The organism is Kitasatospora sp. NPDC059160 (assembly GCF_042755465.1).
Lineage (GTDB): Bacteria > Actinomycetota > Actinomycetes > Streptomycetales > Streptomycetaceae > Kitasatospora.
Map to the genome: position 1 here is coordinate 14,866 of NZ_JBHZCN010000006.1, position 20,208 is coordinate 35,073.

At 74.7% G+C, this 20,208-nt stretch carries 18 protein-coding genes; 10 read left to right on the forward strand and 8 right to left on the reverse strand.

The features are described 5' to 3' along the window. Positions 1 to 58 precede the first annotated feature (58 nt). Together ACFXOZ_RS03790 and ACFXOZ_RS03795 are read right to left on the reverse strand one after the other, a co-directional pair. Entirely contained in the window at positions 59 to 1,771 is a 1,713-nt protein-coding gene (locus tag ACFXOZ_RS03790) for a DUF885 domain-containing protein (RefSeq protein WP_380524753.1), read from the reverse strand. Between the two features lie 302 nt (positions 1,772 to 2,073). Further along, positions 2,074 to 2,493: a DUF5997 family protein gene (locus ACFXOZ_RS03795; RefSeq protein ID WP_375886123.1), complete on the reverse strand. Its 420-nt coding sequence runs from the start codon at positions 2,491 to 2,493 to the stop codon at positions 2,074 to 2,076. 57 nt (positions 2,494 to 2,550) lie between these two features. Between ACFXOZ_RS03795 and ACFXOZ_RS03800 the strand changes: the two genes are divergently transcribed. Then, a complete protein-coding gene (locus ACFXOZ_RS03800; RefSeq protein WP_380396092.1) occupies positions 2,551 to 3,360 on the forward strand; it encodes a LysR substrate-binding domain-containing protein in 810 nt (269 codons plus the stop codon). 73 nt (positions 3,361 to 3,433) lie between these two features. Next, complete coding sequence (locus tag ACFXOZ_RS03805; RefSeq protein WP_380587135.1) at positions 3,434 to 4,015, forward strand: DUF421 domain-containing protein; 582 nt, start codon at positions 3,434 to 3,436, stop codon at positions 4,013 to 4,015. An 83-nt stretch (positions 4,016 to 4,098) separates the two neighbouring features. Here the strand turns inward: ACFXOZ_RS03805 and ACFXOZ_RS03810 are convergent, their stop codons facing one another. Together ACFXOZ_RS03810 and ACFXOZ_RS03815 are read right to left on the reverse strand one after the other, a co-directional pair. Beyond that, the gene (locus tag ACFXOZ_RS03810; RefSeq protein ID WP_380524751.1) at positions 4,099 to 4,818 is read right to left on the reverse strand and encodes a rhomboid-like protein; all 720 of its coding nucleotides are present in this window, start codon (positions 4,816 to 4,818) and stop codon (positions 4,099 to 4,101) included. A gap of 103 nt (positions 4,819 to 4,921) precedes the next feature. Next, positions 4,922 to 6,271 (reverse strand): cytochrome P450, encoded by a 1,350-nt coding sequence (locus ACFXOZ_RS03815; protein ID WP_380587137.1) that lies wholly within the window; start codon positions 6,269 to 6,271, stop codon positions 4,922 to 4,924. A 366-nt stretch (positions 6,272 to 6,637) separates the two neighbouring features. Between ACFXOZ_RS03815 and ACFXOZ_RS03820 the strand changes: the two genes are divergently transcribed. Next, the gene (locus ACFXOZ_RS03820; protein ID WP_380587140.1) at positions 6,638 to 8,041 is read left to right on the forward strand and encodes an amidase; all 1,404 of its coding nucleotides are present in this window, start codon (positions 6,638 to 6,640) and stop codon (positions 8,039 to 8,041) included. 34 nt (positions 8,042 to 8,075) lie between these two features. Here ACFXOZ_RS03820 and ACFXOZ_RS03825 read toward each other — a convergent pair whose 3' ends face one another. Then, positions 8,076 to 10,007 carry an FUSC family protein gene (locus ACFXOZ_RS03825; RefSeq protein ID WP_380587292.1) on the reverse strand — a complete coding sequence of 644 codons (1,932 nt, stop codon included), beginning with the start codon at positions 10,005 to 10,007 and terminating at the stop codon, positions 8,076 to 8,078. Positions 10,008 to 10,530: 523 nt separating this feature from the next. On the opposite strand from ACFXOZ_RS03825, the gene ACFXOZ_RS03830 reads away from it, so the two are divergent. The 6 genes from ACFXOZ_RS03830 to ACFXOZ_RS03855 all read left to right on the forward strand — a co-directional run bounded on the left by ACFXOZ_RS03830 (position 10,531) and on the right by ACFXOZ_RS03855 (position 17,346). Then, on the forward strand, positions 10,531 to 11,622 hold the full coding sequence (locus tag ACFXOZ_RS03830; RefSeq protein WP_375886136.1) for a phytanoyl-CoA dioxygenase family protein: 1,092 nt from the start codon (positions 10,531 to 10,533) through the stop codon (positions 11,620 to 11,622). Next, positions 11,604 to 12,956 (forward strand): DUF6271 family protein, encoded by a 1,353-nt coding sequence (locus ACFXOZ_RS03835; protein WP_380524748.1) that lies wholly within the window; start codon positions 11,604 to 11,606, stop codon positions 12,954 to 12,956. The genes ACFXOZ_RS03830 and ACFXOZ_RS03835 overlap by 19 nt, the downstream gene beginning before the upstream one ends. A 366-nt stretch (positions 12,957 to 13,322) precedes the next feature. Continuing rightward, a complete protein-coding gene (locus ACFXOZ_RS03840; protein ID WP_380524780.1) occupies positions 13,323 to 14,543 on the forward strand; it encodes a type III PLP-dependent enzyme in 1,221 nt (406 codons plus the stop codon). After that, on the forward strand, positions 14,540 to 15,100 hold the full coding sequence (locus ACFXOZ_RS03845) for a GNAT family N-acetyltransferase (protein WP_380587143.1): 561 nt from the start codon (positions 14,540 to 14,542) through the stop codon (positions 15,098 to 15,100). The genes ACFXOZ_RS03840 and ACFXOZ_RS03845 overlap by 4 nt, the downstream gene beginning before the upstream one ends. Then, entirely contained in the window at positions 15,100 to 16,353 is a 1,254-nt protein-coding gene (locus ACFXOZ_RS03850) for an MFS transporter (RefSeq protein ID WP_380587146.1), read from the forward strand. The genes ACFXOZ_RS03845 and ACFXOZ_RS03850 overlap by 1 nt, the downstream gene beginning before the upstream one ends. A 252-nt stretch (positions 16,354 to 16,605) precedes the next feature. After that, positions 16,606 to 17,346 carry a PIG-L deacetylase family protein gene (locus ACFXOZ_RS03855; RefSeq protein ID WP_380396101.1) on the forward strand — a complete coding sequence of 247 codons (741 nt, stop codon included), beginning with the start codon at positions 16,606 to 16,608 and terminating at the stop codon, positions 17,344 to 17,346. Here the strand turns inward: ACFXOZ_RS03855 and ACFXOZ_RS03860 are convergent. From ACFXOZ_RS03860 to ACFXOZ_RS03870, 3 genes are all read right to left on the reverse strand, one after another. Further along, on the reverse strand, positions 17,343 to 17,996 hold the full coding sequence (locus ACFXOZ_RS03860) for a DedA family protein (protein ID WP_380587149.1): 654 nt from the start codon (positions 17,994 to 17,996) through the stop codon (positions 17,343 to 17,345). The genes ACFXOZ_RS03855 and ACFXOZ_RS03860 overlap by 4 nt on opposite strands. A 77-nt stretch (positions 17,997 to 18,073) precedes the next feature. Then, positions 18,074 to 18,268 (reverse strand): DUF1918 domain-containing protein, encoded by a 195-nt coding sequence (locus ACFXOZ_RS03865; RefSeq protein WP_375886149.1) that lies wholly within the window; start codon positions 18,266 to 18,268, stop codon positions 18,074 to 18,076. 108 nt (positions 18,269 to 18,376) lie between these two features. Further along, complete coding sequence (locus tag ACFXOZ_RS03870) at positions 18,377 to 19,048, reverse strand: TetR/AcrR family transcriptional regulator (RefSeq protein WP_380396104.1); 672 nt, start codon at positions 19,046 to 19,048, stop codon at positions 18,377 to 18,379. A 355-nt stretch (positions 19,049 to 19,403) separates the two neighbouring features. On the opposite strand from ACFXOZ_RS03870, the gene ACFXOZ_RS03875 reads away from it, so the two are divergent. Continuing rightward, positions 19,404 to 20,204, forward strand: a complete 801-nt coding sequence (locus ACFXOZ_RS03875; protein WP_380587152.1) for a phytanoyl-CoA dioxygenase family protein — start codon at positions 19,404 to 19,406, stop codon at positions 20,202 to 20,204. Positions 20,205 to 20,208: the final 4 nt, after the last annotated feature.

A 20,208-nucleotide genomic window follows, 5' to 3' on the forward strand; every position in this document is an offset into this window, starting at 1 on the left:
CGGGCCTGCCACCGCCCGGCCCCGGTCCCGGCGACGGCACCCGGGGCCGGCGGGACCGTCAGACCGACCGCAGCGCCGTGATCCAGTCGCTGATCAGGTCCTCCAGCACGCCCAGCGGCAGGCTGCCGTGCCCGATCACCTCGTGGTGGAACTCCCGCACGTCGAAGAGCCCGCCGAGCTCGGCCCGGGCCCGCTCGCGGTGCCGGACGATCTCCCGACGCCCGATCAGGTACGCGGTGGCCTGGCCCGGCCAGGCGATGTAGCGGTCGATCTCGTTGCGGACGTTGGCCTCCGGGGTGGCCGTGTTGTCCCGCAGGTAGGCCATCGCCCGCTCCCGGGACCAGCCGTAGTGGTGCAGCCCGGTGTCCACCACCAGGCGCACCGCGCGCAGCGCGTCCATCGACAGCATGCCGAAGCGGGACAGCTCCGAGCCGTACAGGCCCATCTCGTCGGCCAGCCGCTCGGTGTACAGGCCCCAGCCCTCGACGTGCGCGGTCAGCTGGCCGTTCGGCCGCTGCCGGAACTCCGGCAGGTGGTGCAGGGTGCGGGCGAGCGCGAGCTGCAGGTGGTGGCCGGGCACGCTCTCGTGGAAGGCGATCGCCTCGTACTCGTAGCTGAACCGGCTCCCGGGGTTCAGCGTGTTGATCCAGTGGGTGCCGGGCAGTCCGCCCGGGCCCGGCGGCTGGTAGTAGGCCAGCGGCGCGGTCTCCGCCTCCAGCGGGTCGATCTCCCGGGTCACGCAGTCGGCGATCGGGTACGGGCGGAACCAGTCGGTGGAGGCGCGCCGGGCCCGGTCCAGGGCGCCGTCCACCAGGGCGACCATCTCGGCCGCGCTGGTGAAGCGCAGCGAGCGGTCCTCGCGCAGTGCGGTCAGCACCTCGTCGGTGCCGCTGATGCCGAGCACCCGGGCGCCCAGCTCGCCGAACTCCTCGCGCAGCGCCGCCACCGTCTCCAGGCCGATCCGGTGCACCTCCTCCGGGCCCAGCCCCGGCCGGGTGAAGCGGCCGACGGCGTCCGCGTAGCCCTCGTCGCCGCCGGGCACGTAGCAGACCCCGGCCTCGGCGTCCGGGCGGGCGGCCGGTGCCAGCCGCTGGGCCAGCCCGGCCCGGTAGCGGGCCACGGCCGGGCGCACGCCCTCGCGGACGATGGCCCGGGCCCGCTCGAACTCCCGGCGGCCCTGGAGCGGGCGCAGCAGCTGGTCGGCGGTCGGGTCGGCGGCCAGGTAGCCGTCCAGCTGGGTGATGGCGGCGTCCACGCCGCTGCGCAGCGGGTGGCGGCCCTCGGCGGCGGCGTCCAGGCTGCGGCGCAGGACGGCGTCGAAGTAGCCGGGCAGGCCGGCCAGCCGCTCCAGGTAGGCGTCGGTGCCCTCGTGGTCGACGGCGGTCATGGCGAGCGAGGTGAAGACCGTGTTGTGCGGGGCGACTATGGTCGCGGAGACGCTGACCTCGGCGAGTCCGTGGGTGATCCGGCCGTCGTTGTCGTCGATCAGCCGGGCGAGCACCCGGTGGGTGGTGCGGTCCTCGCCGGCCAGTCCGTCCAGCGGGACGGCGGCCAGCCGGGCGGCCAGGCCGCGGAGCACCTCGCGGTGGCGCAGGGCGGCCGCGCGGGACGGGTCGGGCACCTCGTGGGCGTAGCCCTCGGTGCCGGAGAGGGTGGCCTCGAAGGGGTCGTGGCCGTTCTCGGCGGCGAAGAACTCGTCCGCGAGGGCGGCCAGTTCGGTGTGGTGGGCGGGGACGGCTCGGTGGGACGTGTCGTTCGGCTGCTCGGTCATGGTCGCTCCCGGGTCCGGTGGGGGCAGTGCGACACGGGTTCCCTGAGGGCCCGATCGGGCCGATTATTCGGAGTCGGCCACGGCGCGGTCAATACGCACCGGGGGAGAGCAGTTCGGGCCGCCGACGGCGAACGCGCCCACCGGGGACGGCGTCTTCGGCAGGCCCGCAGGTACCGGGCGGGCAGCGGGCACAGGGCGCCAGGTGCCGGACACCGGGCATGACGGTGCCGGCGTCCGTCCTCCCTGGACGAACGCCGGCACCGGTGGAGCGAGGGGGTCCGGTGGCCGGCCCCCGGAGGGGCTCAGCTGCCCTGGGCCTCCTTGGCGGCCTTCTCGGCGGCCTCCTTCTCGTGCTTCGCCTTGATCCGGGCGGTCTCCTTGCGGACGTCCACCTGGTTGGCGCGCTCGTGCTGGAGCCACAGCGGGTTCTCGGCCTTGAGGGCGTCGACCTCGGCGGTGGTCAGCGCCTCGGTCACGCCGCCGCGGGCCAGGCCCGCGATGGAGATGCCGAGCTTGCCGGCGATCACCGGGCGCGGGTGCGGGCCGTTCTTGCGCAGCTCCTGGAGCCACTGCGGCGGCTCGGCCTGCAGCGCGCTGAGCTCCTCGCGGGAGACCACGCCCTCCTGGAAGTCGGTCGGCGCGGCCGCGAGGTAGATCCCCAGCTTCTTGGCCGCCGTGGCCGGCTTCATGGTCTGGCTGGTCTTCTGCTTGAGCGATGTCATGGAACAAGGGTAAGGGAGTGCGCGGGCGCTTCCGGTCACGGTCGGTAGCCTTGCCCTGTGACAGACATGCAGGTGAACCAGCCCTTCCGGCTCGCGTACGTCCCGGGCGTGACCCCCGGCAAATGGGCCCGGGTGTGGATCGAACGGCTTCCGGACGTCCGGCTCGACCTCGTCGCGGTGCCCTCCACCGACGGTGAGCGGATCCTGCGCGAGGGCGCGGTGGACGCCGGACTGGTCCGGCTGCCGGTCGACAAGGACGTGCTGAGCGCGATCCCGCTGTACACGGAGACCACCGTGGTGGTCTTCCCCAAGGACCACTGGCTGGCCGCCGCGGAGGAGGTCGCCCTCGACGAGCTCGCCGACGAGGTGGTGTTCCACCCGCTGGACGACACCCTCGGCTTCACGGCCGGGACCCTGCCCGGGCGCCCGGCGATCGCCCGCCCGGACACCACGGCGGACGCGGTCGAGCTGGTGGCGGCCAACGTCGGCGTGCTGCTGGTGCCCCAGTCGCTGGCCCGGCTGCACCACCGGCGGGACCTCACCTACCGGACGGTGCCGGAGGCGCCGCAGTCGCAGGTCGCGCTGTCCTGGCCGCAGGAGCGGACCACGGACCTGGTGGAGGAGTTCATCGGGATCGTCCGGGGGCGCACCGTCAACAGCTCGCGCGGCCGCGGGGCCGGACAGCCGGCCGACGCCCCGGCGGAGAGCCGGCCGAAGAAGGCGGCGGCGCCGCGGAAGCCGCAGCAGCAGAAGGCCGGCGGCCAGAAGGCGGGTGCGCAGAAGGCGGGCGGCCAGCGGACCGGCGCGCAGAAGGGCCGGGGCGGTCCGGCCGCGGCCCGGCGCGGTAAGCCGAAGCGGCGCTCCTGACCGCCGCGCGGGAGTAGCGTCGGCCCCGTTCCGGACGGCCGTTCCGGAGCGTCCTGGTGGGAGGAGCGGGGCCGTGTGGCATGACCTGGTGGTCGTCCAGATTCCGATCGTGGAGAAGGTCCTCCGGACGATCGCCGTCTACGTGCTGATCCTGGTGCTGTTCCGGCTGGCCGGGAAGCGCGGGCTGGCGGGGCTGAACACCTTCGACATGGTGGTCGTGTTCCTGCTCTCCAACGTGGTGCAGAACGCGATCATCGGCAACGACAACAGCCTGCTGGGCGGCGCGATCGGCGCCGTCACCCTGATCGCGGTGAACGCCGGGGTGACCCGCTGGCTGGCCCGCGATCCGCGGGCCGCGCGGATCCTGGAGGGGGCGCCCACCACGGTGGTCCGCGACGGCGCGCTGGTGCCCGGCGCGCTGCGCGAGCTGGCGCTGCGCCCGTCCGAGCTGGAGCACGCGATCCGGGTGCAGAACGGCGACGACGTGAGCGACGTGGCGCGGGCCCGGCTGGAGCCGGACGGGCAGTTGCTGGTCACCCTGCGGGAGGCCGAGCGGAGCGCGACCAAGGGCGACGTCGACGAGCTGCGGGAGCGGCTGGCGACGATCGAGCGGCTGCTGGCCACGCTCGCCGAGGAGCGCCGCCCGCCGCGCTGACCGCCTGCCTGCTGCCTGCCGCCTGCGGGCCGCAGGCTTCGGGCCGACGGACCCGGGCCGCCCCCGGCCCCGCCCAGGGGTGGTCAGCCGCCGGTGCGGGCGGCGGCCGGGGCGGTGGCACGGCGTCGGCCGCGGGCGGTGGCGGCGGCCAGGGCGAAGCCGAGCGCGGCGGCGAGGAGGTGGCCGACGGTGGTGAACTCGGGCAGGGGGCCCGGCCACTCCTCGTCGCCGGTGAGCGGCCAGGCGAGCACGAAGGCGGCCCAGGGCAGTCGGGCCCAGCGGGGCAGGGCGAGGGTGGCGAAGGCGAGGGCGCCCTGGGCGCCGTAGCTGATGCCGTAGTCGGAGGCCGCCCGGACGCTCTCCGGGTACCAGCCCTGGTGCAGGGCGAAGAGGATCACCAGGGCGGTGACCAGGGTCGCCCCGACGTGCCCGGCGAGGAAGACGGCGGCGGCGCGGGGCGTGCCGAAGCGGCGTTCGGCCCAGGCCAGGCCGACGACGATGCCGAGGCCCAGGGTGATCAGGGTGCCGCCGAAGCCGGTGGAGGTGATGTCGGTGAGCGTGCCGTCGTACAGCAGGGCGCTGCCGGCCAGGGCGCGGACGGGGTGGTCGTGCAGGTTGTCCAGGTTGGTGCTGATGTAGGCCCGGAGGTCGTCGGCCTGCTCCTCGGTCAGCCCGTACTCGACCCAGGCGTGCCCGAGGAGCAGCAGCGCGACGTAGACGAAGGTCAGCGGTGAGCGCCGCGGGTACGTGCGGACGGCGCGCAGCAGCGTGCTGAGGAGCCCCAACGGGGGTCGAGCGTTCATGTTCTGATGGTGTCCCGGTCGAGCGGCTGGTCCCGGCCGGCCCGGATGCGGCCGGCCTCCTCGGGACAGTACCGAACCGCGCTGCCGGATGCTCGCGGGGCCCTCAGCGGATCCGGCGGGCGAGCGTGGCGGTGAACGGGCGGGGGGAGAGCGAGGCGCTGCGCTGGGGGCGGACGGACCTGCCGGGGGTGGGGGTGACGGTCCAGTGGGCGGCGATGCCGGCCAGCGCGAGGGCGGCCTCGGTGCTGCCGAAGGCCTCGCCGATGCAGCGGCGGGCGCCGAGGCCGAAGGGGGTGTAGATGCCGGGGGCCGGGCGGGCGGTGGTGAGCCAGCGGTCGGGGTCGAAGCGGTCGGGGCAGGGGAAGAGGTCGGCCCGGCGGTGCAGCAGGTACGGGCTGTACAGGACGGTGGCGCCGGCCGGGAGGGGGTGGCCGCCGAGCTCGGTGGCGGTGGTGGTGGTGCGGCTGAGGATCCAGGCCGGCGGGTGGAGCCGCAGGGTCTCGCTGACGATCCGGGCGGTGAGCGGCAGGGCGGGCAGGTCCTGGTGGCGGGCGGGGCGGCCGTCGAGGACGGTGTCGAGCTCGGTGTGCAGGCGCTCGCGGACGGCGGGGTTGGCGGCGAGCAGGGTCCAGGCCCAGGAGAGGGTGGCGGCGGTGGTCTCCATGCCGGCTAGCAGGAAGGTGACCACCTGGTCGTGGACCTCGTCGTCGGACAGGCCCCGCCCGTCCTCGTCGCGGGCGCCGAGCAGCATCGAGAGCAGGTCGTGGTGGTCGGTGCCGGCGGCGCGGTAGTCGGCGATCAGGCGGTCGGTGATCTCCCGGAGGTCCCGCCGGGCGCGGGCGAAGCGGCGGTTGCCGGGGGTGGGGACGCGGTCGGCGCCGGGCAGCGGCAGCACCATCCGCCGGGCGACCCCGCGGGCGACCTGGTCCATGGCGGCGTGGACGGGCAGCGAGCCGGCCCGTTCGTGGGCGGCGAACAGGCAGCGGGCGGTGACGGCGGTGGAGAGGCGGTACATCGCGGCGGGCACGTCGACCACGTCGCCGTCGCGCCAGCCGCCGGTGGTGGCGGCGATCTCCTCGGCCATCAGGGCGGCGTAGCCGGGCAGCCGGTCGCGGTGGAACGCGGGCTGGAGCATCCGGCGCTGGCGCCGGTGGTCGGCGGCGGGGCAGGTGGCGAGGCCGTTGCCGAAGGCCTCGCGGGCCTTCTCGACGACGATGCCGCCCTTGTCGTAGGTGCGGTCCTCGGTGAGCAGGCGGCGCACCAGGTCGGGGTGGCAGACGACGTACGCGGTGAGCGGGCCGAGCCGGATCCGGACGAGGTCGCCGTGGGCGGCCAGGCCGGCCACGAAGTCGGGCGGGTTGCGGAGCAGGGCGGGGGCGTGGCCGAGCAGGGGGAGCGCGCCGGGGGCGGTGGCCGAGGTGTAGCGGGCGGTGGGACGGTACTGGGTGGGCACGGGCGTCACCTAGGGGAGGGCGGGTCGGTCGGGCGTCGGTGATCTTTCCCGGCGGCCGCCGGTGAAACGGTCCGCGAACGGCGGGTGGGGTGAACGCGGGGGCGCAGGCCGAACGCCCGTGCGCCGGGGCGGCCTTGACACCCCGGCACCGAACCCGGACCGGAGCCCGGTGCGGAGCCTGGCACGGCCGGTCGGCGCTCGGGGCGGGGCGGGAGCGCCGGAGGCCCGGACGGCGGTTCCGGGGGCGGGCGCAGGGGGTTTCCGCGCGTGGTGCCGCGCGCCTACACTGCGAGCTCCGCACTATTACCGGCTGGTACTACCGGCTGGTACCGCCAGTCAGTTCGGTACTACCGGTAGGGAGTTGGGATGGCCGACGAGCGGGCCCACGCGTTCACCGACGACGCCCTCGGCGCACACGACGCCGTGGCACTGGCCGCCCTGGTCCGGGCCGGTGCGACCCACCCCCGGGAGCTGGTCGCGGCCGCCGTCGCCCGCGCCGGGCGGATCGACGCCGCGCTGCTGCCCGTCGCCCACTCCGCCCACGACCGGCCCCGGATCAGCCGGGCGGGCATCGACGGCCCGCTCTGGGGCGTGCCGACCTACCTCAAGGACAACGTCGACCTGCGCGGCCTGCCGACCGGCATGGGCAGCGAGGCCTTCCGCGCCCGCCCGGCCCGCCGCAACGCGCCCTTCGCCGACCAGCTGCTGTCCACCGGCCTGGCCGTGCTCGGCAAGACCCGGCTGCCCGAGTTCGGCCTGAACGCCTCCACCGAGTTCGCCACCGCCCAGCCGGTGCGCAACCCCTGGAAGACCTCCCACTCGCCCGGCGCCTCCTCCGGCGGCGCGGCCGCGCTGGTCGCCGCCGGAGTGGTGCCGATCGCCCACGCCAACGACGGCGGCGGCTCGATCCGCATCCCGGCGGCCTGCTGCGGCCTGGTCGGCCTCAAGCCCACCCGCGGCCGGCTGGTCACCAACGCCCAGGGCGGCAAACTGCCGATCGACCTGGTCACCGACGGGGTGCTGACCCGTACGGTGCGCGACACCGCCGCCTTCTTCGCCGCCGCCGAACGCCACCACCGCAACCCCCGGCTGCCCCCGCTCGGCCTGGTCGAGGGCCCCGGCGGGCGCCGGCTGCGGATCGGGCTGGTGGTCGACTCGCCCACCGCCAAGACCGACGAGGCGACCCGCCGGGTGGTCGAGGAGACCGCCGCCCGACTGGAGGCGATGGGGCACCGGGTGGTGCCCACCACCCTGCCCTTCGGCGAGGAGTTCTCCCGCGACTTCCTGGCGTACTGGGGCTACATCGCCTGGGTGATCGCGCTCACCGGCCGGGTGCTGCTCGACCCGAGCTTCCGGGCCGGGAAGCTGGACGGGCTCACCACCGGGCTGCGCAACGGCTTCCGGGCGGAGTTCCGGCGCACCCCGGGCGTACTGCGCCGACTGCGCCGGGCCGAGGCCGTGTACGCGGGGATCTTCCGCGAGCACGACGCGATCCTCTCCCCGGTGCTCGCCCACACCGCCCCGCCGATCGGCCACCTCAGCCCCAACGTGGCCTTCGACGAGCTGGTCGACCGGCTGCTGCGCTACGTCGCCTTCACCCCGGTCAACAACGTGACCGGCGGCCCGGGCATCGCGCTGCCCGCCGGGGCGGCGCCGGGCGGCCTGCCGATCGGGGTGCACCTGTCGGCCGCGCACGGGCAGGAGCGGCTGCTGCTGGAGCTGGCCTACGAGCTGGAGGCGGACCGGCCCTGGCGGCGGATCCAGGACTGACCGGCGCGGGCCCCGGCCCGCCGCGGCGGGCCGGTCAGGAGGCCGCGACCGCCCGGGCCGCGTGCACCTCGTGGTGCAGCCGGGCCAGCGCGCAGTCCGGCGCCGGCGGGTCCGGGTCGCCCGGGGGCAGCGGCGCGCCGGTGCGCAGCGCCTCGGCGAGGTCGGTCAGCTCCCGGGCGACGGCGCCCACCTCGGCCGGGGTCGGCGCCGGGGCCCCGTGCTCGACCCGCACCCGGGTGGCGGTGGTGGTGTCCACGATCCGCTCCACCGCGATCACCAGCGGCCACCAGGCCTCCGCCCGGGCGCCGACCGGCGGCGGCTCGGTCAGCGCCCGCTGGAACTCGCTGCGCACCGCGGAGAGGTCCCGGTAGAGCCGGCGCCGGTAGCGGGCCCGGGCCGGCTCGTCGTGGCCCGGCGCGGTGGTGAAGGCCAGCGAGACGTACGAGGCGGTGTCCTGGACGGCGTCGGCCAGCCGGTCGCCGATCCGGGTGTGCCAGGACTCCGGCCAGAGCAGGTAGCCGGCCAGCAGGGCGATGCCGCAGCCGATCAGCGAGTCGTAGAGCCGGGGCAGCACCAGGTGGAAGCCCTGGTGGTTGAGCAGGTCGGAGAGCATCAGGATGACCGGGGTGATCGCGGCGGTCTGGAACGCGTACCCCTTCGCGGACAGCACCGGGATCAGCGTGGCGAGCGCCGCCATCACCGGGACGTCCCACCAGCCGTGCGGCACCTCGGCGAGCACCGGCACGGCGACCAGCAGCCCGGCGGCCGTCCCGAGCGCGCGCAGCACCGCGCGGGAGAACACCGAGCCGAAGTCCGGTTTCAGCACGAAGGTCACCGTCAGCGAGACCCAGTACGAACGTGGCACGGCGATCACCGACACCAGCACCTGGGCGAGCCCGATGCACAGGGCCAGCCGCAGCCCGTACCGCCAGGACGCGCCGGAGAGCAGCAGTGCCCGGGCCGTCCGGCGGGCCCGTACCCGCAGCCCGGCGGGCCGGCCGAGCCGGTCGTCGGCGGCGTACGGGTCGGGGTCGGCCTCGTGCACGACGGTGGCGGCGTGCCCGATGGCCTCGGCCAGTGCCCGGGTGGACGGGCCGCGCGGCTCGGGCAGTTCGGGCAGCCCGAGGACTCCGGGTGGCCCGGGCGGCGGGGACGGGCCGCCGGGGCGCCGCTCGACGGCGGCGGCCAGCGCGCGCACCGCCGCCGGGTAGGCGGGCGGCAGCGGACCCTCGGCGGGCGGGCGCAGCTGGGCCGCGGACGCGCCCTCGACCACCGGGATCAGCGCGTTGAGCTGGGCGAGCAGGCGCACCAGGGTGGGCGAGCGGCCGTGCCGGCGGGCGCGGCGGGCCAGCAGCAGGTCGTAGGAGTGGTCGAGCGCCCGGGTGAGCTCCCGGCGCCGGTCCTCGTAGCCGGGTGAGCCGGCCGCCTCCAGCAGTCCGGCGACCGCCCGGTAGGTGTCGGCCACCGTCGCGCGCTCGGGCGTGCCGCCGCGGAAGGGCCAGGCGAGCAGGGTCAGCGCGAGCACCAGCAGGCCGCCGAGCAGCAGCAGGGCGGGCGGGAGCCACCACGGGGAGGGCATCGGCAGGCCGGCCCCGACCACGGCGTTCAGCAGCAGGAGCAGGCCGGAGACGGAGGCGACCGCGCCGATCGAGGAGATCATGCCGGACACCAGCGCGACCACCGTCAGCACCACCACGGCCGTCCAGCCGGTGCCGAACACCTGGGTGCCGACCAGCACCCCGAGGGCGCCGAACAGCTGCGGCACGGCGATGTTGAACACCCGCATCCGGTAGGCGTCGGCGGTGTCCCCGATCACCCCGGACAGCGCGCCCATCGACACCAGCGCGCCGTAGCCGGTCCGGCCGGTGGCGGTGCCGACGGCGAGCGGGGCGGCGAGCGCCACCGAGGCGCGGGCCGCCGCGGCCCAGGGGACCGGCGCGGCCCGGGGCCGCAGGCTCGCGGTCAGCCAGCCGGGCGGGGCCGGCCGGGGCCGTGCCGGTCGGCGACGGGTCCGTCGGGGAGGTGCCGGCCGGGTGCGTGCCACAGACCCAACGTACGTGCGCAACGGATGTGGGGCGCGTGGGGTTCACCTCCGCGCGATTATGTCAATTCTCGAAACATACCCGGCCTTATGTCAGTCTCCGAAACATAAAGCGAACCTCCAGAACCGCCGTGAACTGCGCTGATTCCCAATCGGTAACCTGCGGGAAAGGGTTGACACCATTAGTTGGTCTAGTCCAACGTATGGGGAAGCGCGGTCCGGCGCAGGCTGATGTGGGGTGAGTGCCCTTGCCGGACGGGTGAGTTGGCCCCCTGACGTGGCGTTGTGCGCCGCTCGGGGGCCGAGGCGAGAAGGAGCGCATGCGGACGGGGAACCGGTCCGCGCACCGAATTCCCCTTCCGGCCGACGACCGGCCACCGGCTCGCCGCGCCCGCACCGGGCGCCCGGGAACGCGCTGCATCGACCACGAACCACGGAGTGACCGCCCATGCCGAGCCCTGACGAACACCCCGAGGAATATCTGTACCGGGCCGCCTCCGCGCGCCCCTACTTCAGTGCCGACACCGAGAGCTACCTCGCCTCCGACGCCCTGCGCGAACTGCGCAAGAAGCACCCGCTGCGGGTGCTCTCCGAGGAGGACTTCGCGCACTGGCAGACCTACGGCCACGTCGTGGTCCGGCAGGCGATCCCGGCCGCGGCCGCGCAGCGACTGCTCGACTTCGCCTGGGAGTTCCAGGGCCTGTCGCCCGACCGCCCCGAGGACTGGTACCGCGAGCGCGACCACCGCGACGAACTCGACCGGCACCTGCACATCTACGGCTTCGTCGAGGCCTACCACCACCAACTCATCTGGGACAGCCGCCAGTCGCAGCGCGTCTACGACGCCTTCGTGGACGTCTGGGACTGCGAGGAGCTCTGGGTCACCCTCGACCGGCTCAACCTCAACCCGCCGAACGTCCGCAACCGCGACCGCGCCCTGATCGAACCCACCGACAAGGGCTTCGACATCGAACTGCACTGGGACGTCGACACCACCCGCGCCATGCTGCCCCAGCGCGTCCAGGGCATCATCGCGCTCAACGACACCGCCCCCGACCACGGCGGCTTCCAGTGCGACCCGGAACTGTTCCGCCGCCACAACGAGTGGCAGGCCGCCCAGCCCGCCGACCGCGACCCGATCCGCCCCGACATCGACCGCGCCGAGTTCCCGGTCGTCCGGCCCGAGTTGAAGGCCGGCGACCTGCTGATCTGGAACGGCCTGCTCGCCCACGGCGTCGCCCCCAACACCTCCGCGAACGGCGTGCGCTCGGTGCAGTACCTGTCCATGATGCCCGCCCTGGAGGAGGCCGAGCCGCTGCGCCGCTCCCGGGTCGAGTCCTGGCGCACCCTCGCCACCCCGGACTGGAACCGCACCCTGGTCGGGGACGCCGAGCGGCCCGAGGCCCTGCGCTACGGACCGGCCGAACTCACCGAACTGGGGGAGAAGTTGCTCGGCCTGCGGTCCTGGACCGGCCGGACCTTCGAGGACTCGGCCGCCGAGCAGCCCACGGGGGAGCGGGAATGCACGCCGTCTGCCTGACCCTGCCCACCAACCGCGCCTGCGCGGACACCATCACCACCGTCGGCGCCGAAGCCGCGCACGCCGCCCGGACCTTCGGCGTCCGGGTGCACCTCCTGGTGCTCGACTCCGCCGACCCGGCGGACCGCGCCCGGCACGCCGCCGCCGTCGCCGCACTGCCGCCCACCGAAGGCGTGGTCACCCACCACCTCGACGAGGACGCCCAACGCGCCTTCCTGCGCGAGGTGATCGAGCGCACCGCCCACCCCGACCCGGACCGGCTGCTCGACCTGATGCTGCCCGACGCCGTCTCCTACGGCGCCTGCACCAACCGGGCCTTCCTGCTGGCCGCGGCCCTCGGCTGCGCCTCCGTGCACCGCCGCGACTCCGACAGCCGCTACCAGTGGCACGACGGCGCCCCCGTCTTCCCGATCGACCACGAACTCTCCACCATCGGCCTCAAGGCCGCCGACGCGGCCGCCGCCGTCACCGAGCACACCCTCGACCCGGCCGACGCCGACAAGCCCGTCGCCCTGGTCGGCGCCTCCTTCATCGGCGAACTCTCCGTCGACCTCGGCGAGATCCGCGCCCTCGACCCGGACGTCTACCACGACCTGGTCGCGCTCTGGGCGCCCACCGGAGCCACCGAGCAGGAGCGGCGCGAACTCGTCGCCGACTCCTTCACCGGCGCCGGAACCGACCCGTTCACCGTCGACCGCGCCGTGCTCGGCCGGCCCGACATCTGGCGGATCGACATGTGCAACATCGCCCTCGACCACGAGGTCTACGAACGCGTCCCGCTGCCGCCCGCCACCGACACCATCGGCAGCGACTACTTCCTGCACCACCTGGTGCACGACGCCACCCTGCCCGGGGTGACCCACAACCGGCACATCGTCAACTACTACACCCCGGAACGGCGCACCGACTCCGGCTTCACCGCCTACCAGGAGCGCTACGCCAAGTTCCTGCTCTCCATGCTCTACCTCCACCCCGTCTACTCCGAGATGGAACGGGCCGGCGACGCCCTGCTGGACGAGCACCACCACGTCCGCCCCGGGGTGATCGCCGACTCCGCCCGCCGCAGCGCCACGACCGACCGCGCCGAGAACCACCGGCGGCTCGCCGAGCTCGACCGCTGCTACCGGCAACTCGGCGGAAAGTACGCCGAGTTCGCCGACCACCTGGCGCCCCGACGGGCGCAGCTGCTCGACCGGGCGCAGGCCGACATCGAGGACTTCGCCCTGCTGATCGACGCGTGGGGCCCGCTCGTGCGAGCGAGCCGGACCGCCCCCGCCGACCGGCTGCAGGGTCAGGGCCTGTCCGGCGGATCCGGCCGGGCCCGCGACGCCTGAGCACGCACCTCGCTGCGTTGTCGTCAGTCGCCGGTGCTCCGCATGGACTCCATCCTCCGCCTTGCGATGCACGCACTCAGACGCCGCGGTCTGGTCCGACCAGATCCGCCGGACAGGCCCAGCCGCACCGGGAGTTCACACGTGATATCTCAGACCACCGAACCGCGCCCTGCCACCGAGCCGCACCGCTCCGCCGGGCCGCACCGCTCCACCGAACCGCACCGCTCCGCCGAGCCCCGGCGCTCGGCCGAGCCGCGCCACATCCCCGAGCAGCGTCACGCCGCCGGGGCGCAGCACGCCGCCGAACCGCGCGAGCGGGCCGACCGGGGGAGGGCCAACCACCGCGCCCCGACCGCCTCCGCCGCCGTGCACGCCGACCGGGCGCCCCGGCCCGACCAGCACGACCACACCGCCCTCCGGGCCGCGCTCGCCGCCGCCACCGAGGACACCGTCATCTACGACCTCGACGGCATCGGCCGCCAGTACGCCGCCCTGGGCACCGAACTGCCCGGCGTCGCCGTCCGGTTCGCGATGAAGGCCTGCCCCGTCGACGAGGTGCTCGGCCACCTCGCCCGGCTCGGCTCCGGCTTCGACGCCGCCAGTCCGCAGGAGATCGCCCAGGCGCTGCGCACCGGGGTGGCCCCCGGGCTGATCCACTACGGCAACACCATCAAGTCCGACCGCAACATCGCCGAGGCCTACCGGCTGGGCGTGCGCGAGTTCGCCACCGACAGCCTGGAGGACGTCGCCGCGATCGCCGAACACGCCCCCGGGTCACGGGTGTTCTGCCGGATCGCGACCACCGGCGAGGGCGCCCTGTGGGGCCTCAGTCACAAGTTCGGCTGCTCGCCCGAGGACGCCCTGCGGGTGCTCGGCGCCGCCCGTACGGCCGGGCTGGTGCCCTCCGGGCTGTCCGTGCACGTCGGCTCCCAGCAGATGACCGCCGAGGCCTGGACCGCGGCGATCGACTCGCTGGCCGCCGTCCTGGAGGCGCTCAACTGGCGCGGCATCACCCCGGACCGGATCAACCTCGGCGGCGGACTGCCCGCCCTCGGCGTCCTCGACCGGGGCGGCCGCCCGCTCGAACCGCCGCTGGACAAGATGTTCACGGTGATCCGCGAGGGCATGGACCGGCTGCGCGCCGTCAACGCCGCCCCGCTGGACTTCGTCCTGGAACCCGGCCGCCACCTGGTCGCCGACCACGGCGCGATCCGCGCCCACGTCGCCCGGCTCTCCTCCCGCCACCGGCTCGACGGCACCCGCGAGGACTGGCTCTACCTGAGCTGCGGGAAGTTCAACGGCCTGTACGAGATGGACCAGTTGCAGTACCGGCTGGAGTTCCCCACCCACCCCGGCGGGCAGTTCGTCAACGCCGTGGTGGCCGGCCCGACCTGCGACAGCGACGACGCGTACGCCCAGGAGGACGGCGCGGTGCGCGTCCCGCACGCGCTCGCCTCCGGCGATCCGGTCTGGATCCACTCCTGCGGCGCCTACGCCACCGCCTACGCCACCCGCGGCTTCAACGGCTTCCCGCCGCTGCCGTACACCTGCGTCGGCGGCGACCACCCCGAGGAGGGGCGCGGATGAGCGACACCCGGATCCGGCTGCTCCGCGAGGAGGACTGGCCGGACGTGATCGCCGCCGAGGAGCGCGCCTACGCCGCCAGCGGCCTCTCCGAGGGCGGTGCGGCGCTGCGCTCCCGGCACCGCGCCTCGCCGTCGACCTGCTTCGTGCTGGAGGACGCGGACGGCTTCGCCGGCTACCTGCTCGCCCTGCCGTACCCGCTGTTCCGCTGCCCGGACCTCAGCCTGGCGTCCGCGGGCGCCGTGGTGCGGACCACGGAGAGCAACCTGCACGCCCACGACCTGGTGATCGCCGCGCGGGCGCGCGGCCGGGGCCTGGCCCCGCGGCTGCTGCGGCACCTGGAGGAGTGCGGCCGGGCGGCCGGCCACCGCACCCTCTCGCTGGTCGCCGTGCGCGGCTCCGAGGTGCTGTGGACCGGCCTGGGCTACCGCGCCCGGCCGGAGATCGGGCTGCCCGCGAGCTACGGCGCCGCGGCCGTCTACATGGCCAAGCCGCTGGACCGCGCCCCGAACCCCGCGGACCCGACCCCCGGATCCGCACCCAGAGCCGAAGTGGGCTGATGCACATGACCTCCCCCGCGCGCGACGAGTTCCGCCGCTCCCAACTGGCCATCGGCGCACTGTTCTTCGCGCTCGGCTTCCAGTACGCGACCTGGGTGTCCCGGGTGCCCGCGCTCAAGGCGCGGCTCGACCTGGGCGAGGCCCAGATCGGCCTGCTGCTGATGACCTGCGGGATCGGCGCGGCGGTGTCGTTCCCGCTGGTGGCGGTGCTGATGCGGCGGTTCGGCTCCCGGCTGCTCTCGGTGCTGTCGGCGCTCGCCCTGGGCGTGGTCCTGCTCGCCCTGTCGGTGGTGCCGAACTACCCGGTCACCCTGCTGGTGCTGTTCTTCGACGGCGTCGCCGTCGGCTGCCTGAACGTGGCGATGAACGCCCAGGGCGCCGCCCTGGAGGCCCGCTTCGAGCGCACCACGATGTCCAGGCTGCACGCCACGTTCAGCGCCGGCTCGCTGCTGGCCGCCCTGCTGGCCTCCGGCGTCAACGCCTTCACCGGCAGCCTCGCCGTCCACTTCGGGCTGGCCGCCGCCCTGCTGGCGGTGCTGGCGCTGGCCGCCCGGCCGGGCCTGCTGGCCGAACGTCCGGACGGGGCCGGGAACCCGGACGGGGCCGAGCACCCGGACGGGGCCGCCGCCCCCGCGGAGCAGGCCGGGAGGAAGACCCGTCGCGGCTTCGCCCTGCCGGCCGCGGCCACCCTCTGGATGGGCCTGGCGATGGTCTTCGGCACCGTCACCGAGGGCGCGATGAACGACTGGTCGGCGCTCTACCTCAAGGACGTGGTGGACGCCGGTGCCGGACTCGCCCCGCTGGGCATCGCCGTCGTCTCGGTGATGATGGTCTGCGCCCGGATCTTCGCCGACGGCTGGCGCACCCGCTTCGGCGACGGCCGGATCGTCCGCACCGGCAGCCTGCTGGCCGGCCTCGGCCTCGCCCTCGCCCTGCTGACCGGCGGCGTGGTGCCGACCCTGCTCGGCTTCGCCTGCGTGGGCCTCGGCGTCGCCGCCGTCACCCCCTGCGTCTACGTCGCCGCCGCCCGCCAGGGCTCCGACGCGCTCTCCCTGGTGGCGGCGATGGGCACCACCGGCCTGCTGGCCGGCCCCGCCGTGATCGGCTTCATCGCCGGCGGCACCAGCCTGGTCTGGGGCATGGCCGCCGTCGCCGCCTCCGCCGCGGTGGTCTCGCTCTGCGCCACCCGGATCACCTGGCCGCAGCCCGCCGCGCCCGCGCCGGAACCCCGGCTCGCCGCCGAGGCCGGCTGACCGACCGGCGGTCCACCCCCCCAGCCCTCGCCCGGCACGCCCGTACCCCCCGTTGCGGCGTGCCGGGCGAGCCCTTTCCCGCCGCGGGCCGACCGGACGCCGACCCCTGACGCGCGGGGTCGGGGTCAAGTCCCGGCGAGGGAGGGGTGTCTGACGGGGTGTGGGGAGGGCGGTCTTCTAGAGTCGCCTGCGGTACGACCGTACGACGGTGTGACCGAGAGCCGTACGAGCCGCGAGTGAAGGAAGAGCAGCATGACCGAGCAGGCGCCCGAGCCCTACCAGCCCGTCGACGAGGACTGGCGGACCGCCGTGGCGATCGTCGCCCACCCCGACGACATGGAGTACGGCGGCGCGTCGGCCGTCGCCCGCTGGACCGCCCAGGGCAAGCAGGTGGTCTACGTGATGGTCACCAGCGGCGAGGCCGGGATCGACTCGATGGACCCGGAGCGGTGCGGCCCGCTGCGCGAGGCAGAGCAGCGCGCCTCCGCGCGGGTGGTCGGGGTGGAGACCGTCGAGTTCCTCGGGCACCCGGACGGGGTGGTCGAGTACGGGCTGCCGCTGCGCCGCGACATCGCCCGGGTGGTCCGCCGGCACCGGCCGGACATCGTGATCACCAGCAACTTCCGGGAGACCTACGGCGGCACGTTCCTCAACCAGGCCGACCACATCGCGGTCGGCCGGGCCACCCTGGACGGCGTGCGCGACGCCGGCAACCGCTGGGTGTTCCGCGAACTGCTGGACGAGGGCCACCAGCCCTGGAACGGCGTCCGGCAGATCTGGGCGGCCGCCTCGCCCGAGGCCCGGCACGCGGTGGACACCACCGACACCTTCGACCTGGGCGTCGCCTCGCTGGAGGAGCACAAGGCGTACCTGGCCGGGCTGGGCGGGGCGATGGCGGACGCCCGGGAGTTCCTGGAGGGCTTCGGCCGGGGCGCGGGCACCCGGCTGGGGACGCGCTTCGCGGTGCCGTTCGAGGTGTTCCCGCTGGGCTAACCGCCCTCGAGCCGGTCGGAGTCCTCGGGCCGGTCGGGGTCCTCGGGCCGGTCGGGGTCCTCGGGCCGGTCGGACGGCCTGCCCGCGTCGGCGTCCTCGCGGCGCCGGCGCCGGTAGCGCAGCACCTGCCGCAGCAGGAACGCCGCGACCAGGACGCCGAGTCCGATCGCGAACCAGAGCTGGTAGCGGAGCGCCGTCCGGTAGACCGCACCGATGTTGGCCCCGGCGACGTACCCGAAGGTGCCCCAGACGGCCGTCCACAGCACCGCGCCCAGCAGGTTGAAGACGGCGAAGCGGCGCCAGGGCATCTCGGTGGTCCCGGCGATGATGCCGTTGTACTGGCGCAGCCCGTCCACGAAGCGGGCGACCGTGACGACCTTGCCGCCCTGCCGGGCGAAGAAGCCGTCGGCGCGTTCCATCCGGGCCGGGGTGAGCAGCACGTAGCGGCCCCAGCGGTGGACGAAGGCGCGCCCGCTGGTGTGGCCGATCAGGTAGCCGAGCATGTTGCCGAGGGTGGCGGCGGCCGCCCCGATCAGCAGGACGGCGGCGAGGTCCAGGTGCCCGGTGCCCGCGTACACCGCGGCGAGCACCAGAACGGTCTGCCCGGGTACCGGGACGCCGCAGTTGTCCAGCAGCACGAGCAGCGCCACCGCCAGGTACCCGTAGTGGTCCAGCAGTGGCGCGAGCCCGGCGAGCGCTCCGGGCAGCGGGGTCGTGGGGGAGTGGGTCAGTGTTCCGCCAGGCGCGGTTCGACCAGGCAGTCCGGTCCCGGGTAGACCAGGCCCTGGTGGCCGTCCTCGAAGCGGACCACGTACGGCGGCTCCCCGTCGGCGCCGCGCACCTCGACGATCTCGCCCTTCCGGTCCGTCATGCCGATCGACCGGCTGAACATGTGGATGTGGTCACCAACCGTTGCGTGCATGACTGCTCCTCGGGTCGTGCGGCCGTTGCGCTATCCACTGTGCTGCGCCGGGGACGGCCTCGCAACGGCTCGGGCGGCCGGGGCGGAGGCGGGCCGGAGGGACGGGGGTCAGTGGGCGGGCAGTTGTTGCGCGAGGTAGCCGCGCACCAGCCGCTTGCACTCGGCGATCAGCGCCGGATCCCCGTGCGGGTCCCCCCGGAAGGCCAGCTTGAGCACCGCGTCGGCCGCCTCCAGGGCGACCCGCAGGGCGAGCGTGGTGGCCGCCGGGTCGCCGGCCTCGAACAGTTCGCCGCCGAGCGCCTGGAGCCGCAGGGCGACGGCGGTGTTGTTGTCCATACCGGAGTCCAGCAGGTGCTTGTCGTTCCGCACCCCGGAGGGCACGGCCGTACCGGCGAGCCCGAAGTCGACCTGGCCGAAGCCGGGCACCGCGCGCTTCATCGCGACGAACTCCTCCACCGCGAGGTCGGTGAACCCGGCCGGGCCGACCGGGGCGGAGCCGGCCAGCCGGTCGTCCAGGCGCTGGAGGTAGTGGTCGAGGTTGCGGGTGGCGAGGGCGGCCAGCAGGTCCTCCTTGCCGGCGAAGAACTGGTACAGGGTGCCGATCGGCACCTGGGCGCGCTGGGCGACCTCCTTGGTGGTCAGAGCGGTCGCGCCGACCTCGTCCAGCAGCCGGGCGCAGGCGTCCAGGATGCGGCCGTACCGCTCCTGGCTGCGCTGCTGGACCGGCCGCCGCCTGGCCGGTCCGGGGCTGTGCTGGAGACTCCGGGCGTCAACGCTCATGCCGCCAACTCTGCCGCATCCGCTGTTCCGACGGCGAATCATCGGGGCGGGGGAGCGCCGGAGTTTCCGTTGGGGTGCGAATCGACTGGTGGCCGGAGCTGAACGGCACGGTGGCGGGAAGGTAACCACGGGTTGGCTTTGGTCTTGTCGTGGACGCGAAGGCCGGTTCATACTCCTGGGGCGGATCACTTTGAGTGATCATCGCATTCCTCTTCGTGGTGACCACGAATTCGGCAGTCCGTGGCGACGACGGGCGACACCGCCGCCACCCGAGGTCTGGACCGATCCATGAGCTTCCCAGCCCGCACCACGCCCCGCTGTGCGTCCCGTCGAACGGAAGGAGGGGGTCGGTACGGTGACAGTCTTCTCCACCGGGCGTGAGGCCCTCGACGCCGAGCACCGCCGTCAGTTCCTGGAGTCCGGGTACCTGGTCCTGCCCGGGCTGCTCCCGGAAGCGCTGCGCGAACGCCTCGCCCCCGAGGTGGACCGCTGGGTGGACGAGGGCCTGCGGGCCCGCTCGATCGCCGCCTGCACCGACCCGCGCCGCAACGGGCCGCCCCCGGTGCTGGAGCTGGAGCTCCCCGCGCACGGCGAACTGCTCACCCACCCGCCGCTGCTGCGGGCGCTGACCGGACTGATCGGCCGGTCCTTCGTCTTCCACCACCTGCACAGCGACCGCCAGGCCCCCGACCTCCCCGGCAAGCCGTGGCACCACGACTGCGAGCCCAACGACGGCTCCGACCCGTCGCTGCTGATGGTCCACGCGCTGCACTACCTCACCGGGCTGGACGAGCGGGTCGGCAGCCTGGCCGTGCTGCCCGGCTCGCACCGCCGCACCGCGGACAAGGGCGCCTACGCCCACCACGGCACCGGCGAACTGCCCGGCGAGGTGGTCCTCGACCGGCTGCCGCCCGGCACCACCGTGCTGCTCAACTCGGCCCTCTTCCACGCCCGCAGACCGGCGCCCGACGGCGGACCGGGCCGGCCGCGCTACTTCATCGACGCCTCCTACTGCCAGGTCGGAGCGCGCTGGCGCCCGGTGAAGCCGCACTGGCGGCAGATGCTCGCCCGGGCCCGCGAACTCGACCTGGCCGACGGCCAGTGGCCCGACCTGTTCGCGGAACACCACTTCACCGAGTACACCGGAACCGTCTGAACCT